At 67.3% G+C, this 14,761-nt stretch carries 17 protein-coding genes; 16 read left to right on the top strand and 1 reads right to left on the bottom strand.

Going from position 1 to position 14,761, the window contains the following annotated elements; all coding sequences use genetic code 11:
- The first annotated feature begins 2 nt into the window (after nucleotides 1-2).
- A complete protein-coding gene (locus IFT58_RS16260; RefSeq protein ID WP_274603074.1) occupies nucleotides 3-467 on the top strand; it encodes a flavodoxin in 465 nt (154 codons plus the stop codon).
- The gene (locus IFT58_RS16255) at nucleotides 454-786 is read left to right on the top strand and encodes a thioredoxin family protein (RefSeq protein ID WP_192096135.1); all 333 of its coding nucleotides are present in this window, start codon (nucleotides 454-456) and stop codon (nucleotides 784-786) included. The genes IFT58_RS16260 and IFT58_RS16255 overlap by 14 nt, the downstream gene beginning before the upstream one ends.
- Before the next feature lie 10 nt (nucleotides 787-796).
- Here IFT58_RS16255 and fabR read toward each other — a convergent pair whose 3' ends face one another.
- The gene (gene fabR / locus IFT58_RS16250; protein WP_188327094.1) at nucleotides 797-1,450 is read right to left on the bottom strand and encodes an HTH-type transcriptional repressor FabR; all 654 of its coding nucleotides are present in this window, start codon (nucleotides 1,448-1,450) and stop codon (nucleotides 797-799) included.
- A gap of 93 nt (nucleotides 1,451-1,543) precedes the next feature.
- On the opposite strand from fabR, the gene IFT58_RS16245 reads away from it, so the two are divergent.
- The 14 genes from IFT58_RS16245 to IFT58_RS16180 all read left to right on the top strand — a co-directional run bounded on the left by IFT58_RS16245 (nucleotide 1,544) and on the right by IFT58_RS16180 (nucleotide 14,735).
- Nucleotides 1,544-2,623 (top strand): ferredoxin reductase, encoded by a 1,080-nt coding sequence (locus IFT58_RS16245; protein WP_192079690.1) that lies wholly within the window; start codon nucleotides 1,544-1,546, stop codon nucleotides 2,621-2,623.
- A 12-nt stretch (nucleotides 2,624-2,635) separates the two neighbouring features.
- Nucleotides 2,636-3,766, top strand: coding sequence for an acyl-CoA desaturase (locus IFT58_RS16240; protein ID WP_192079688.1), 1,131 nt, complete (start codon nucleotides 2,636-2,638; stop codon nucleotides 3,764-3,766).
- A gap of 131 nt (nucleotides 3,767-3,897) precedes the next feature.
- Nucleotides 3,898-4,875, top strand: a complete 978-nt coding sequence (locus IFT58_RS16235) for a glucokinase (protein WP_192079686.1) — start codon at nucleotides 3,898-3,900, stop codon at nucleotides 4,873-4,875.
- A gap of 52 nt (nucleotides 4,876-4,927) precedes the next feature.
- Nucleotides 4,928-5,932, top strand: coding sequence for a N(4)-(beta-N-acetylglucosaminyl)-L-asparaginase (locus IFT58_RS16230; RefSeq protein ID WP_192079685.1), 1,005 nt, complete (start codon nucleotides 4,928-4,930; stop codon nucleotides 5,930-5,932).
- A complete protein-coding gene (locus tag IFT58_RS16225; protein WP_192079683.1) occupies nucleotides 5,929-6,663 on the top strand; it encodes a copper homeostasis protein CutC in 735 nt (244 codons plus the stop codon). The genes IFT58_RS16230 and IFT58_RS16225 overlap by 4 nt, the downstream gene beginning before the upstream one ends.
- A gap of 212 nt (nucleotides 6,664-6,875) precedes the next feature.
- A complete protein-coding gene (locus tag IFT58_RS16220) occupies nucleotides 6,876-7,346 on the top strand; it encodes a DUF2975 domain-containing protein (RefSeq protein ID WP_192096203.1) in 471 nt (156 codons plus the stop codon).
- Complete coding sequence (locus IFT58_RS16215; RefSeq protein ID WP_192079681.1) at nucleotides 7,346-7,573, top strand: helix-turn-helix transcriptional regulator; 228 nt, start codon at nucleotides 7,346-7,348, stop codon at nucleotides 7,571-7,573. The genes IFT58_RS16220 and IFT58_RS16215 overlap by 1 nt, the downstream gene beginning before the upstream one ends.
- Before the next feature lie 44 nt (nucleotides 7,574-7,617).
- Complete coding sequence (locus IFT58_RS16210; protein WP_192096133.1) at nucleotides 7,618-9,162, top strand: TerC family protein; 1,545 nt, start codon at nucleotides 7,618-7,620, stop codon at nucleotides 9,160-9,162.
- A gap of 168 nt (nucleotides 9,163-9,330) precedes the next feature.
- Nucleotides 9,331-10,191 (top strand): STAS domain-containing protein, encoded by an 861-nt coding sequence (locus tag IFT58_RS16205; protein ID WP_192079677.1) that lies wholly within the window; start codon nucleotides 9,331-9,333, stop codon nucleotides 10,189-10,191.
- Nucleotide 10,192: 1 nt separating this feature from the next.
- A complete protein-coding gene (locus tag IFT58_RS16200; RefSeq protein ID WP_188327103.1) occupies nucleotides 10,193-10,555 on the top strand; it encodes an STAS domain-containing protein in 363 nt (120 codons plus the stop codon).
- On the top strand, nucleotides 10,552-10,953 hold the full coding sequence (locus IFT58_RS16195) for an ATP-binding protein (RefSeq protein ID WP_192096131.1): 402 nt from the start codon (nucleotides 10,552-10,554) through the stop codon (nucleotides 10,951-10,953). The genes IFT58_RS16200 and IFT58_RS16195 overlap by 4 nt, the downstream gene beginning before the upstream one ends.
- Nucleotides 10,944-11,963, top strand: a complete 1,020-nt coding sequence (locus IFT58_RS16190; protein ID WP_192096129.1) for an ATP-binding protein — start codon at nucleotides 10,944-10,946, stop codon at nucleotides 11,961-11,963. Before IFT58_RS16195 ends, IFT58_RS16190 begins: the two co-directional genes overlap by 10 nt.
- A complete protein-coding gene (locus tag IFT58_RS16185) occupies nucleotides 11,960-12,832 on the top strand; it encodes a HAMP domain-containing sensor histidine kinase (protein WP_192079671.1) in 873 nt (290 codons plus the stop codon). The genes IFT58_RS16190 and IFT58_RS16185 overlap by 4 nt, the downstream gene beginning before the upstream one ends.
- Nucleotides 12,819-14,735 carry a response regulator gene (locus IFT58_RS16180; RefSeq protein WP_342029574.1) on the top strand — a complete coding sequence of 639 codons (1,917 nt, stop codon included), beginning with the start codon at nucleotides 12,819-12,821 and terminating at the stop codon, nucleotides 14,733-14,735. Before IFT58_RS16185 ends, IFT58_RS16180 begins: the two co-directional genes overlap by 14 nt.
- Nucleotides 14,736-14,761 lie beyond the last annotated feature (26 nt).

Below are 14,761 nucleotides of genomic sequence, written 5' to 3'. Positions count from 1 at the left end.
CCTTGCGGCTGTTGCTGGTGGTCGCCTCGCTCAGCGGCAACACCCGCGAGTTGGCCCGCATGATCGCCTGCCACGGCCGGCAGGCAGGCCATGCGGTGCACTGGCAGGAGGCGGAGCAGGGGGGCGCCTCGCCGCCGCTGCAGGTCGACGAAGCGGATCTGTTGGTGCTGGGCTGCTGGACGGACAACGCGGGCAGGACGCCGGCCGAGATGAAGGCATGGATCGCGCGCATGGTGGAGAGCGGAAAGCGACCTCGCCAGGTCGCTGTGTTCGGCACCGGCGAGACGCAGTGGGGGGTGGACTATTACTGCGGGGCGGTCCATCGGCTCATCCATTACTTCAACAGCCCGCACCCGGCGCTGACCGTGGAACAGATGCCACAGCGCACGCACGATGCCACGCGGGTGGCGCAGTGGATGGACACCGTCCTGGGCGGCCTGGGGAGCGCGCGCCATGCAGATCATTGAGGCCGGCACGACAGACCACTTCCATCAGGTGGTGGCCACGCACCCCCGGCTGCTGGTGGACTTCCATAAAGACCAGTGCCCCGGTTGCCGCATGTTGGCGCTTTCGCTGCAACGGGTGGCAGGCACGGCCGCCGGGCAGGGGGTGGTGCTGCTGCGCGCACAGCTGGAGGTGCTGGGCGAGCCCTTCTTCAAGGCGCTGGCGCTGCGGCAGACCCCCACCCTGATGCGCTTCCGTGACGGTGGCGAAGTGGCGCGATTGGCGGGCTACCAGACCCCGGTCCAGATCGAGGCGGCGATCGCCCGATTTCTCGGGCAGTGACGGCCGCGGTTCAGCGCTTGCGGCGGAAGGCGGCCGGTGTGCGTGCGCCGACGATGATCATGCGGACCATCGTGGAGATCTCTTCGATCAGCTCGGCGTCTTTCTCCGGCGGCATGTCCATCGCGCTTGCGCCCATGGCGAATACCAGCCGGGTGATCGCCTTGGACGCCAGCTGCGGTGCGTGCAGGCGCACTCCGTCCATGGCCGCCAGCCGGACCAGATCGACCTGCAGTTCGTCTTCGAAATACTGCAGCTCGCGTTCGACGGCGTGCTTGAAGTCATCGGAGCCGACCGCGCCTTCACGCAACAGCACGTGCAGCAGCTTGTCGTCCGCGCGGAGCTGCTCCATGAAGGTTTCTACCGACACCCCGACCACGCTGCTCGCCGACGTCGTGGCGCGGCGGCGGGCCTGGCCGATGATGGTGCGCAGCGAGCGGCCCGCCAGGTCGATCAACGCAATGGACAACTCGTCCATGTCGCGAAACTGCCGGTAGAAGCTGTTCGGGGCGATGCCGGCCTCACGCGCGACCTCACGCAGGCTGAGGGTGGACAGACTGCGGTGCGGCCCGATCAACGCCAGCGCCGCGATGATCAGATCCTCGCGGGTCACCGTACGGCGGACCGGCGTGGTGTCTTCAGGCGGAGGCGTGACGATGGGGGGCATGGGGCAACCGGGTGGACGTAGCGTGAATCATACCTGATGTGGTCGGTATACACCTGTATACACAGCTGTGTGCGCGGACGTATAGTTCACTCCATGAACGCTGCCGCCCGTCCTGTCCCGGTTACCCGCCCGTCGCGGATGTCCCCGCAACGCTGGATGCCGCCTGCCTTGTTCGATTTCTGGGCAGGCAAGCTCAATCCCTTGTGGACCCTGCGCCAACCGCTGGCCCGCCTGGTCCGGCGCGAGCCGGCGGGCGAGGGCGCGTGCACGCTGGTGCTGCAGACCAACCGCCACTGGCGCGGCATGCAGCCGGGCCAGCACGTCGCGTTGAGCGTGGAGATGGACGGTCGGCTGCTGCAGCGCAGCTACAGCCCGACCCGGCTGGGCCCACGCGAGCTGTCGATCACCGTGAAGGCCGTCGACGGCGGGCGGGTGAGCCAGTATCTGGTGCACCAGGCCACGCCCGGCACGGTGTTCCCGATCGGCACCGCGTTCGGCGAATTCGTCGCGCCAACCGCTGCCCCGCTGCTGCTTCTCGCCGCAGGCAGTGGCATCACGCCGATGCGCAGCCTGCTGCGCGGGTTGTCGGCGCGCCCGCTGGCCGCTCCGGTGGACCTGTATTACTGGGAGCGCAGCCACGCCGCCATCAATTTCCGCGAAGAACTGCAGGCGCTGGCCGCAGCAGATCCGCAGTTGCACGTGCACCTGCTGGCGACCCGCGAGGGCACCACGCCCGCCGCACGCATCGACACCATCGCGTTCGATGCGCTGGGTGATGTGCCGCTGGCGCAGCGCCAGGTGCTGGCGTGTGGCCCGGACGGTTTCGTCAGTGCGGCACGCGCGCGGCTGCTGCACCACGTTGCGGGCTTCCAGTCCGAAGCGTTCACGCCGCCCGCGGTCGATATCACTGCGGTAGGCGAGGTGCAGCTGACCCTGGCGCGCAGTGGCCGCACGCTGACGGTGCCGCGCGGCAAGGCGTTGCTGGACAGCCTGGAAGCGCACGGCCTCAAGCCCAAGCACGGTTGCCGCATGGGCATCTGCAACAGCTGCACCTGCGTCCGCGCGAGCGGCGCCACGCGACACCTGCGCACCGGCGAGGCACAGGACGAACCGGCGATGCCGGTGCGTATCTGCGTCAGCGCGCCGACCACCGACCTGGTCCTGGATCTCTGAGGAACACATGCAATGAGCCGCCCTGATCGTGCCCTTACCCCTGCCGAACTGAATGCCTTCGGTGCCGAACTCGATGCGATCCGCGACCGCGTGATCGGCGAGCTGGGTGCCCGTGATACCCGCTACATCCGCCGCGTTGCTGCGGCGGTGCGCTGGTCCGGCCTGTTGGGCCGCGCCCTGTTGTTCGTGGGCGCGTTCTCGCCGCTGTTCATGGCCGGTCTGCTGTGGCCGGCCTGCATTGCCGGCACGTTGTTGCTGGCGTTGTCGAAGATCCTCGAAAACATGGAGCTCGGGCACAACGTGATGCACGGCCAGTACGACTGGACCGGCGATCCGAAGCTGGATGGCAACAGCTACGAATGGGACATCGTCGCCACCAGTGACAACTGGCGCAAGACGCATAATTTCAAGCACCACACGTACACCAACGTACGCGGCATGGACGATGACATCGGCTACGGCCTGCTGCGCATCTTCCCCGAGCAGCGCTGGCGTCCGTTCTACCTCCTGCAGCCGATCATCGCGCCGATCTTCGCGCTGATGTTCCAGTGGGGCGTGGCCATCCAGGACCTGCGCATCGGTCGCTGGCTGAAGGGCCGCATGACCGCCCACCAGCTGTGGAAAGAGACGCGTCCGGTCGCCGCGAAGATGGGGCGCCAGCTGGGCAAGGATTACGTCCTGTTCCCGCTGCTGGCCGGCCCGTTCTTCCTGCCGGTGATGCTGGGCAACCTGGTCGCCAACGGCATGCGCAACATCTGGACCTACGTGATCATCTTCTGCGGCCACTTCACCGCCGATGCGGAGACGTTCTCGAAGGACTGCCTGCGCAACGAATCCCGTGGCCACTGGTACCTGCGTCAGCTGCGTGGTTCGTCCAACCTGAAAGGCGGGTGGGTGATCAACGTGCTGTCGGGCAACCTCAGCCACCAGATCGAGCACCACTTCTACCCGGACCTGCCCGCGAACCGCTATTCGCGCATCGCCGTGGAAGTGAAGGACATCTGCCGTCGCTACGGCCAGCACTACAACACCGGGTCACTGCCAAGCCAGTTCGGACAGGTGGTGTGGCGCATCCTGCGCCACGCATTCCCCAGCCGCCCGACGCGCATGGGGGCGCCGCACGCCGCAGCCGGCACCGCCTGAACCCGGTCGCTGCCCGCGCTATGCAAAGCGCGGGCAATGGCTGAGAATCCTCAGGATTGAGTTGAACCAGCAAAGGCGTGCGAGTGAACGTTGCGGCATCTCCCCGGGCCCCACAGTCGGGCCCATCCCCCGTGACGCCTCCCGTTGCCGGATCACCCGCGCCCCTGATCGTGGCCGATGTCGGCGGTACGTATGCCCGCCTGGCGTGGGCCAACGATGACGGCACCGCGCCGCACATAGACGGGTTCCGCCGTTACCAGTGCGCGCACCATCCCAGCCTGGCGGCGATCCTGTCCGAGTTTGCCGGAAGCGCGCCGCCTGCCGGCCTGCGTGCGGTGGTCGCCATCGCCGGTCTGCTGCAGGGCGACACCCTGGTCAACGCCAACCTGCCGTGGCCGGTGGCGCGCGAGGCCACGCGGCGTGACGCAGGGTTGCACCACCTGCAGCTGATCAACGACTTCGAAGCGGTGGCGCTGGCCATCCCGCACGTGCATGCCGACGCGCTTGTGCCGCTGCATGACGGTGACGGCGCTGCATCTGCATGGCCTGCGCTGGTCCTTGGCCCGGGCACCGGACTGGGTGCGGCACTGCGGTTCGCCGACGGTGAGCGACCGGTGCTGGCCAGCGAGGTCGGGCATTCGGCGCTGGCCGCCGGTACGCCGCTGGAGCTGGACGTACTGCGCTTGCTGCTGCAGCGCTGGCCGCATGTCGACAACGAGCGCGTGCTGTCGGGCACCGGCATGATCAATCTCTATGAGTGCCTGTGCGTGCTGCGCACGGTGTCGCCGCGCTGGCGGGACACCGCCTCGCTGCTCGCGGCGGCGAAGGCCGGCGATGATCCGCTTGCGAGCGAGACCGTGCAGGTGTTCTGCGGCTGGCTGGGCAGCTTCGTCGGTGACCTGGCGATTGCCTTCGGCGCGCGCTCGGTTTACCTGGCCGGCGGCGTGTCCGCGCATATCGCCCCGTTCATCGCTGACAGCCCGTTCGTGGCGCGCTTCCTCAACAAGGGCGTGCTGGGCAGCGTCCTGCAGCAGGTGCCGGTATGGCGCGTCGAGCACGGCGAGCTGGGTGTACTCGGTGCCGCGGCCTGGAAGGGCGATACGATGTGATGCTGCCCGGCCGGTGGCCGGGCATGGCATGGGCGATCTGGAGCGACACCGCATGAGCGACCGTAGAACTTTCCTGCAGGCCGGCGCGCTGGCCATCGGTGCACTGGGGTTGCCCCGTGGCGCACGCGGGTCCGCACCCGCTGCCGGCGCCAGGGTGGTGTCCACCTGGGACTTCGGCGTCGGTGCCAACCAGGTGGCGTGGAAGACGCTCGCCGCCGGCGGCAGTGCACTCGACGCGGTGGAGCAGGGGGCACGCTGGGCGGAAAGCGAGCTATGCAACCCCACGGTGGGACGCTGCGGCAATCCGGATCGCGATGGCAACCTCAGCCTGGACGCGAGCATCATGGACGGCGATGGCCGCTGCGGTTCAGTGGCCGCGCTGGTGGACATCCTGCATCCGGTGTCGGTGGCCCGGCGGGTGATGGAACATACCCCGCACGTGATGCTGGTCGGGCAGGGCGCCCGGCAGTTCGCGATCGAGCAGGGCTTCCCGCGCGAAAAGCTGCTGACGCCGGCGGCGGAGAAGGCCTGGAAGGCGTGGCAGAAGACTGCGGAGTACGCGCCACAGATCAATGCCGAACGACGCAGCATTCCGGGCGACAGCAGCAACCACGATACCCTCGGGATCCTCGCCCTCGACGCACAGGGACGGCTGGCCGGGGCCTGCACCACCAGTGGCATGGCGTGGAAGATGCAGGGCCGCGTGGGCGACAGTCCGATCATCGGGGCGGGGCTGTACGTCGACAACGAGGTCGGCGCGGCCACCGCCTCAGGGGTGGGCGAAGAAATGATCCGCAACGCGGCCTCGTTCCTGGTGGTCGAACTGATGCGCCAGGGCCGCAGTCCGGCCGAGGCCTGTCGCGAGGCGATCGCGCGGGTCGTGCGCAAGCGCCCCGAGGCCAGCCGCACGCTGCAGGTCTGTTTCCTGGCGATGAACCGGGATGGCGACGTCGGCGCCTATGCGCTGCACCGTGGGTTCGTGTACGCGGTGTGCGATACGCAGCGCCAGGATGCCTTGCACGATGCGGCGTCGGTCTACCGTAGCGAACAGACATGAGCGCCGCGCACGTACTTGAAATCGCCTGCGATGGGGTGGGCTCGGCACTGGCCGCGCAGGCCGGAGGAGCGGACCGTGTGGAACTGTTCGCCGATCTTGCGTCCGGCGGTCTCACGCCGTCGCATGGCACGCTTGCGGTCGCCCGCGAGCGCGTGCAGCTGCCGCTGTTCGTGCTGATCCGGCCGCGGGCCGGCGACTTCCGCTACGGCGACTGGGAAGCGCAGGTGATGAGGGAAGACATCCTGCACTGCCGGACGCTGGGCGTGGATGGCGTGGTGCTGGGCGCGTTGACCGCCGATGGCGATGTCGATGTGCCCTTGTGCCAGCGCCTGGTCGAAGCGGCAGGCGGCATGCAGGTGACCTTCCACCGCGCCTTCGATGCCGCCCGCGATCTGTCGCGGGCGCTGGAGGACGTGATCGCGCTCGGCTGCAGCCGGGTCCTCAGCTCGGGCGGGCAGGCGTCGGCGGAGCAGGGCGCCGATGCACTGGCCGCGACCGTGCACCAGGCGGACGGACGCATCGCGGTGATGGCCGGTGCGGGCATCACCGCCGATCGCATCGCGGCGATTGCCCTGCGCACCGGCTGCCGGGAGCTGCACGCCTCGGCCAAGGTCCGGGTCAGCTCCACGATGCACCACTACAATCCTGCGCTGTCCGGGCTGGAGGCGGACCACCTGCAGTCCGGCACAGAGCAGGTGGCGGCACTGCGCGCGGCGCTGGACCGGATGTAGCGACCCGCAGCCGCGCCTCCTCGCGGCAGTGCCCGCCACGGGATCGTCGCGCGGGGCCGCTGGACACGACCGCGTTTATCGTTTATCAATAAGGCGGGTCGCTCTTCCGGTGACCATCTGCCGGAGGCTTCGTGCCAAGCCGTACCTACCGTGCGCCGAGATCGCGCGGTATCTTCAACCTGACCCATGCCGCCATCCGCGCCGTCACGGCGATGTGCTGGCTGGGCATCCTGGGCGCCCTGTGTGCTGTTCCGCTGGTGTTCCATCGCCCCGCGCGTCTGCTGGATTCAGTCGATGCCCGCGTCGTTGCCGAACACGGCGACGTCCCCCATCTGCTGCTGCACTTCAGCGCCGGCCTGCTGGCGATCGTGGTGCTGTTGGCCTTGGGGCTGGTCTTCCTGCGCCACCTGCAGCGGCTGGTGCGCTCGGTGCGTGAGCAGCAGCCGTTCACCCGCGGCAACGTGACACGCCTGCAGCGCATGGCCTGGCTGATGCTGGCGATGGAGCTGCTGTCGATCGTCATCGGCCTTTACGCCAGCTGGATGGGCCCGCAGTTCGCGTGGATGGAAGTGGGGGGCGGCATGTCCATCACCGGGCTTATCGCGGTCCTGATGCTGTTCGTGATCGCGCATGTGTTCGCGGTTGGCACGGCCATGCGCGAGGACCTGGACGGCGTGGTCTGATGGCGATCGTCATCACCCTCGACCGCATGCTGCTGGAACGCGGCATGACCCTGTCCGAGCTGGCCGGGCGCATCGACATCACCCTGGCCAATCTGTCGATCCTGAAGACCGGCAAGGCGCGCGCGATTCGTTTTTCCACCCTGGATGCGATCTGCCGCGAGCTGCGCTGCACGCCTGGCGACCTGCTGGGCCACGATCCGGCACGCGCGCAGGACGATGGCCCCTGAGCATCGAACGCTTCATCCCCCTCAACGACTGAAAAGAACGAATCATGGAATGGCTGGCTGACCCCTCGATATGGATGGGGCTTGCAACCCTGGTGGTGCTGGAGATCGTGCTCGGCATCGACAACCTGGTCTTCATCGCGATCCTGGCCGACAAGCTGCCGCCACACCAGCGTGACCGCGCGCGGGTGATCGGGCTGACGCTGGCGCTGCTGATGCGGCTTGTCCTGCTGGCCGCGCTGTCGTGGATCATGAAACTCAACGAGCCGCTGATCGCGGTGCTCGGCCATGATTTTTCCGGCCGCGACCTGATCCTGCTGGCCGGCGGCCTGTTCCTGCTGTTCAAAGGCACCATGGAGCTGCACGAACGGCTGGAAGGGCGTACGCATGAGGACGGTGGCAACCGGGTCTATGCGAGCTTCGGCACCGTCGTCGCCCAGATCGTGGTGCTCGATGCGGTGTTCTCGCTGGACTCGGTGATCACCGCCGTCGGCATGGTCGACAACCTGGGCGTGATGTATGCGGCAGTCACCATCGCGATGGCGTTGATGTTGCTGGCCAGCAAACCGCTCACCCGCTTCGTCAACAAGCATCCCACGGTGGTGGTGCTGTGCCTGGGCTTCCTGCTGATGATCGGCTTCAGCCTGGTGGCCGAGGGGCTGGGCTTCAAGATTCCGAAGGGCTATCTGTATGCCGCGATCGCGTTCTCCATCCTGGTCGAGTCCTTCAACCAGTGGGTGGGCTTCAACCGCGAGCGGGATGCCCAGCGGGTCCCGTTCCGCCAGCGCACGGCCGACGCGGTGATGCGCATGTTCGGCGCACGCGATGCCGGCTCGCCGCGTGACGATGATCCGGACCGCGATGGCGATGCCAGCGAGCGTCTGCAGCCGGCCGAACAGGACATGATCCGCAGCGTGCTGACACTGGCCGAGCGACCGGTGTCCAGCGTGATGACCGTGCGCACCGACGTGCAGTGGCTGGACATCAGCCGCGGCCAGGAGGACGTGATCGCCCGGCTGATCGCCAGCCCGCACACCCGGCTGCTGGTCGCAGACGGCGACCTGGATCGCCTGCGCGGCGTGGTGCAGAGCCGCGACCTGCTGGCCAATCTGCTGCAGGGCAGGCCGCTGCAGCTGGAGGCCAGCCTGCGCGACGCGCAGTTCGTATCGTCCACGGCCAGCGCGCTGCAGGTGCTGGAGCTGATACGCCAGCACCCGGTGCCGCTGGCGGTGGCGGTGGACGAATACGGTGGCGTGGAGGGCCTGGTGACCGCCAACGACCTGCTGGCCGCCATTGCCGGTGACCTCGCCGATACGCAGGGCGAGGAGTACGGCATCCAGGAAATCGGCGCGGGCCACTGGGAGGCCGACGGCAGGCTGACGCTGGATGACCTGCAACGTCATGCAGGCATCCGCTTTACCCGTGAGGGCGATTACCAGACGCTGTCCGGGCTGGTGCTGCATGCGCTCGACCGGATGCCGGTGCCGGGTGACGTGGTCGAGCACGCCGGTGTCCGTCTGCGCGTTCTGTCCGTGGAAAAGCGCAGGGTGGGACGCATCTCCTTGCAGCGCAACGATCCCGTCAGTGACTGAGCATCTTCACGTCGCGAACACATTGCTGATTGCGTAATGACGGGGCTGTGTTGGACAGGGAATGCCGCGTATGACGTTAATGCAGGCATGCAGCGCCTTGTCAGGCACGGACGATTGACTTGACCGCATGTCGGTACAGGCGCCCCCCGAACATTCCAGGATACTTTCATGGCGGCATTGCAGCAGCGCACCCTCGACCTCATCCGCCGCAACGAGGAGCAGATCCTCGCGCAGTGGCAGCAGACGCTTGCCGCCGGTGGGCAGGGGCTGGACAACCGGATTTCACCGCTGGAGCTGGATGGTCAGCTGCGCGAGTACTGGCGCTTGTTCCAGCAGGCGATCTCCGCCGCCGATGCGGGCTCTCTGCAGGGAGCGGAGTGGCTGTCGCTGCGGCGTTTCCTTGAAGAGCTGAGTGCGGACCGCGCGCGTCGCGGCTTCAACTCGTCGGAGACCGCGCAGTTCGTGTTCTCGCTCAAGCGCCCGCTGTTCGAGCAGGTGCAGGCGGGCTTCGTGGACAATCCGCAGCAGCTGGGCGACCAGATGTGGGCGCTGTCCGAACTGCTGGACCTGCTGGGCCTGCATACGGTCAAGGCGTTCCAGAAGTCGCGCGAGGAAGTGATCCAGCGCCAGCAGGAAGAGATGCTGGAACTGTCGACGCCGGTGGTCAAGCTGTGGGAAGGCGTACTGGCACTGCCGATGATCGGCACGCTGGATTCGCAGCGCACCCAGGTGGTGATGGAATCGCTGCTGCAGCGCATCGTCGATACCGGTTCGGAAATCGCCATCATCGACATCACCGGCGTGCCCACCGTGGACACCCTGGTGGCCCAGCACCTGTTGAAGACCGTCACCGCCATCCGCCTGATGGGCGCCGACGCGATCATCAGCGGCGTGCGTCCGCAGATCGCGCAGACCATCGTGCACCTGGGGCTGGACCTGCAGGGCATCGTCACCAAGGCCAACCTGGCCGATGCGTTGGCGCTGGCGCTGAAGCGTACCGGCCAGACCGTGACCAAGGTGGCCGGCTGAGATGGATCGCATCCCGATCCTGCAGATGGGCGATCTGCTGCTGGTGACCATCCAGGTGGACATGCACGACCAGTTGGCGCTGACCCTGCAGGATGACCTCACCGAGAAGATCCAGCGCACCTCCGCACGTGGCGTGCTGATCGACATTTCGGCGCTGGATATCGTCGACTCGTTCATCGGCCGCATGATTTCGACGATCTCCGCGCTGGCCCGCATCATGGATGCGACCACCGTGGTGGTGGGCATGCAGCCGGCGGTGGCGATCACCCTGGTGGAGCTGGGCCTGGACCTGCGCGGTGTGCGTACCGCGCTGAACGTCGAGCGCGGGATGAAGCTGCTCCAGCAACGCGACGCCGACTCATGATCGCCCACAGCGGTTCCATTCCCGTGCGCATCGAACAGGACGTGGTCGTGGCCCGGCAGACGGTCCGCCAGCTGGCCGTGGCGTTCGGTCTGCGGCTGGTCGACCAGACCAAGCTGGTCACCGCCGCCAGCGAGCTGGCACGCAATGCGGTGATCTACGGCGGCGGTGGCGACATGCACTGGACCACCGTCGAGCGCGGCGTCCGCAAAGGCATCCAGCTGGTGTTCGCCGACCAGGGGCCGGGCATCCCGGACCAGGTGAAGGCACTCACCGACGGCTGGTCGTCGGGTTCCGGAATGGGCCTCGGCCTGTCCGGGTCGCGGCGACTGGTGGACGATTTCGCGCTGGACAGCGCGCCCGGTGAAGGCACACGGGTCACGATCACCAAATGGACCTGAACTTTTCCGGCCCTGTCACCCGCGTTGTCACCATCGAAGAAACCACTCAGGTCGGCCAGGCGCGACGCGAAGCGCTGTCGCTGGCGAGCCAAGCCGGATTCAACGAAGGGGATGCCGGACGCGTTGCGCTGGCCGCCACCGAACTGGCCACGAATCTGTGGCGCCATGGCGGCGGTGGCCGCATGTATCTTTCCGTGATCGCCGGCCACGACGGCCTGGGCGTGGAGCTGTGCACGATCGATCGCGGCCCGGGGTTCGTGCTCGCGCAGGCCCTGCAGGACGGCTACTCGACCGGTGGCAGCCAAGGTCTGGGCATGGGCGTGATCGCCCGTCAGTCACGGGTCATGGACGTGTGGAGCGATGACCGCGGCACGGTCGTGCTCGCACGCATCCATGCCGAGCGCGCCCCACGCAATGCGGACCTTGCCTACGGTGCCGTCCGCCTGCCGATCAAGCACGAAGACGCCTGCGGCGATGCATGGCACCTGCAGGTGCAGGCCCGCCAGCTGACCTTGACCATGATCGACGGGCTGGGCCACGGCGTACTGGCCGCCGCGGCGTCTGAAGCCGGGGTGCGCGCGTCAGCACTGGCGCCAGCGGGCGAGGGTGCCGTGGATCGCATCGCACGCCTGCATGCCGGACTTTCCGGCTCGCGCGGGGGAGCGGCGGCCGTGGCCTGCCTGTCGCTGGACAACGGCGCGATCGACTTCGCTGGCGTGGGCAACATCGCCGGCAGCCTGCTGATCGCCGACACGTCGCGCGGCATGGCGTCCATGCCCGGCATCGTCGGCGTGCAGTACCGCAAGGCCCAGGCATTTGCCCTTCACGCACCGGCTGGCACGCTGATGGTGATGCACAGCGACGGGCTCCAGGCGCGTTGGAGCATGCGTGATTACCCGGGGCTGCAGCATCGCCACCCAGCGTTGGTGGTGGCCGTGCTGCACCGTGATTTTGATCGTGGTCGCGACGATGTCTGCGTCGTCGCGCTGCGTGCAGGAGCGTTTGAATGACCGTCAACGATGTGCCGGACCCGCAGGAGCTCGACCGGCTGCGGCAGGAAAACGAAGCGCTGCGCGCAGAGCTGGACGAAACCAACCAGGGCGTGGTGGCGCTGTATGGCGAGCTGGACCAGCAGGCAGAACAACTGCGCCAGGTGTCCGAGCTGAAAAGCCGTTTCCTGTCCTACATGAGCCATGAATTCCGCACCCCGCTGGGGTCGATCCTGAGCATGACCCGGCTGTTGACCGATGGCATGGACGGCGAGCTGAGCAGCGGCCAGCGGCAGCAGGTGACCTTCATCAGCAACGCGGCCAGCGAGCTGCGCGAGATGGTCGATGACCTGCTGGACCTGGCCAAGATCGAGGCGGGGCGGATCACCATCTCGCCGGGCTGGTTCGATCTGATGGACCTGTTCACCGCGCTGCGCGGCATGTTCCGGCCGCTGCTGGAGGGCAACCAGATCGATCTGGAGTTCGTCGCCCCGCCGCGGCTGCCGATGCTGTACACCGATGACAAGAAGCTGGCGCAGATCCTGCGCAACTACATCTCCAATGCCTTGAAGTTCACCCCGCGTGGCCGGGTGGTGGTTTCCGCGCAGATGGAGGGAACCGATGCGGTGCGCTTCAGCGTGCATGACACCGGCATCGGCATCCCCCTCGACATGCAGGCGGCCTTGTTCGAAGACTTCATGCAGGTGGATTCGCCGTTGCAGAAGCGCCTGCGTGGCACCGGCCTGGGGCTGTCGCTGTGCAAGCGTTTCGCCACCCTGCTCGGTGGCCATGTCGGCATGAACAGCGTGCCGGGGGAGGGCTCGGAGTTCTTCGTGGTGCTGCCGGTGAAGCTGGTGGCCAGCGCGGAGGTGCCCCGTGCAGCAGAGTGACCGGCTGCTGGTGGTGGACGACAACATCGCCACGCGCTATTCGGTGCGGCGCGTGCTGGAACACCACGGCTACCAGGTAGACGAAGCAGGCACCGGCCAGGAGGGACTGGATGCCGTGGCTGCCCGCGACTACGCGGCATTGGTGCTGGATGTGAACCTGCCGGACATGAGCGGTTTCGACGTGGTGCGCGAACTGCGTGCGCAGCCGCGTACGGCGCTGCTGCCGATCGTGCATGTGTCCGCGGCTTCGATCAGCACCGGTGACATGATCACCGGCCTGGATGCCGGCGCGGATGGCTATCTGGTGCACCCGGTGGACCCGGATGTGCTGCTCGCCACACTGCGCAGCCTGCTGCGTGCACGGCGTGCCGAAGACGCCCTGCGCGAGGCCGAGGCGCGTTTCGGCGAGATATTCCGCCAGATCAATGCACCGATCGCCGTGCTGGATGCGGAACTGAAAGTGCACGACGCCAACGAGGCGTTCGTCCGGCTGCTGGGAAGCCAGGCGGCGACGGGCATGCCGCTGGAACGGCTGGGCAATGCAGGCGAGTTCATCGATGGCCTGCGTGACGCGCTGCATCGGCGCGAACGCTGGCAAGGCACCGTGGCGCTGCCCAATCCGGCGGGCAACCCGCGCATGACCCAGTGGCGGCTGACCCCGTATCAACAGCCGGATCTGGGCCTGGTGGTGGTGGAAGACATCACCGCCCACCATGAGCGCGACCGCGAACAGCGCCGCGAACTGGCCTACCAGATCGCCGAGCGCGAACGGACCGAAGCCGAGCTGCTGCAAGCGCAGAAAATGGATGCGCTGGGCCAGCTTACCGGCGGCATCGCGCATGATTTCAACAACCTGTTGACCACGATCATTTCCGGCCTGGACATGATCGAGCTGGCGGCCAGCACCGGCAAGCTGGAGCGCCTGGGGCGATATACCGAAGCAGCGTCCAGTTCCGCCACGCGCGCGGCGGCGCTGACCCAGCGCATGCTGGCGTTTGCCCGCAAACAGCCGCTGGATCCGCGTCCGTTCAATGTCAGTGCGTGCATCCACTCGCTGGAAGACCTGCTGCGGCGGACCATCGGTGAGAACATCGAGCTCGAGTTCGAGCTGGGCGACGAGCCGTTGGTCGCGCTGGCCGATCCGAACCAGTTCGAAAGCGTGGTGTTGAACCTGGTGATCAATGCGCGCGATGCGCTGGGCGGAAACGGGCTGATCCGCATCCGCGGCGAGCGCGCGCGGGTGGACGGCGATTACGCATTGGCGGCCGGTGACTACATCAGCGTCAAGGTGATGGACAACGGCAGTGGCATCGAGGCGCATCTGCTGAAGAAGGTGTTCGAGCCCTTCTTCACCACCAAGCCGCAGGGCGAGGGCACCGGGTTGGGCCTGTCGATGACGTATGGTTTCGCACGACAGAGTGGCGGCGTGGCGCGCATCAGCAGCGAGCCCGGTGTGGGTACCGAAGTGGAGCTGCTGCTGCCGTTGGGCGATGCCGCGCGGATACTGCCGGTGGACGCGCACCGCGATACACCCAGCGGACGGCTGGAGCGCGTGCTGGTGGTGGACGATACCGACTCTGTGCGTCAGATGGTGCAGGACATGCTGCGCGAGGCCGGCTATGACGTGGTGGCCGTAGGTGATGCACGCCAGGCGCTGCGTGAACTGCGCGATGACGACAGCATCGCACTGCTGCTGTCCGATGTCGGCCTGCCGGGCATGAATGGACGCGAGCTGGCCGATGCCGCGCGGGAACTCAGGCCACGCCTGCCGGTGCTGTTCATCACCGGCTATACCGAGCGCGCGACGGTCCGCAATGAGTTCCTGGGGCCGGGCATGGCATTGCTGCCGAAGCCGTTCAACCTGTCCGAGCTGCTGCGTGCGGTGAGTGTCGCGTTGCGCTGAAGGCGACGTTGGACGCTTGACGGCCA

The sequence above is a fragment of the Stenotrophomonas sp. CFBP 13718 genome (genome assembly GCF_014842145.1).
Lineage (GTDB): Bacteria > Pseudomonadota > Gammaproteobacteria > Xanthomonadales > Xanthomonadaceae > Stenotrophomonas.
Note: the sequence above shows the minus strand (reverse complement) of the source record. Positions and strands in the feature narration are given on the sequence as shown.

Coding starts and splice junctions, on each gene's coding strand:
- IFT58_RS16255 (WP_192096135.1), top strand. CDS start 454: ATGCAGATCATTGAGGCCGGCACGACAGACCACTTCCATCAGGTGGTG.
- fabR (WP_188327094.1), bottom strand. CDS start 1,450: ATGCCCCCCATCGTCACGCCTCCGCCTGAAGACACCACGCCGGTCCGC.
- IFT58_RS16245 (WP_192079690.1), top strand. CDS start 1,544: ATGAACGCTGCCGCCCGTCCTGTCCCGGTTACCCGCCCGTCGCGGATG.
- IFT58_RS16240 (WP_192079688.1), top strand. CDS start 2,636: ATGAGCCGCCCTGATCGTGCCCTTACCCCTGCCGAACTGAATGCCTTC.
- IFT58_RS16230 (WP_192079685.1), top strand. CDS start 4,928: ATGAGCGACCGTAGAACTTTCCTGCAGGCCGGCGCGCTGGCCATCGGT.
- IFT58_RS16225 (WP_192079683.1), top strand. CDS start 5,929: ATGAGCGCCGCGCACGTACTTGAAATCGCCTGCGATGGGGTGGGCTCG.
- IFT58_RS16220 (WP_192096203.1), top strand. CDS start 6,876: ATGTGCTGGCTGGGCATCCTGGGCGCCCTGTGTGCTGTTCCGCTGGTG.
- IFT58_RS16215 (WP_192079681.1), top strand. CDS start 7,346: ATGGCGATCGTCATCACCCTCGACCGCATGCTGCTGGAACGCGGCATG.
- IFT58_RS16210 (WP_192096133.1), top strand. CDS start 7,618: ATGGAATGGCTGGCTGACCCCTCGATATGGATGGGGCTTGCAACCCTG.
- IFT58_RS16205 (WP_192079677.1), top strand. CDS start 9,331: ATGGCGGCATTGCAGCAGCGCACCCTCGACCTCATCCGCCGCAACGAG.
- IFT58_RS16200 (WP_188327103.1), top strand. CDS start 10,193: ATGGATCGCATCCCGATCCTGCAGATGGGCGATCTGCTGCTGGTGACC.
- IFT58_RS16195 (WP_192096131.1), top strand. CDS start 10,552: ATGATCGCCCACAGCGGTTCCATTCCCGTGCGCATCGAACAGGACGTG.
- IFT58_RS16190 (WP_192096129.1), top strand. CDS start 10,944: ATGGACCTGAACTTTTCCGGCCCTGTCACCCGCGTTGTCACCATCGAA.
- IFT58_RS16185 (WP_192079671.1), top strand. CDS start 11,960: ATGACCGTCAACGATGTGCCGGACCCGCAGGAGCTCGACCGGCTGCGG.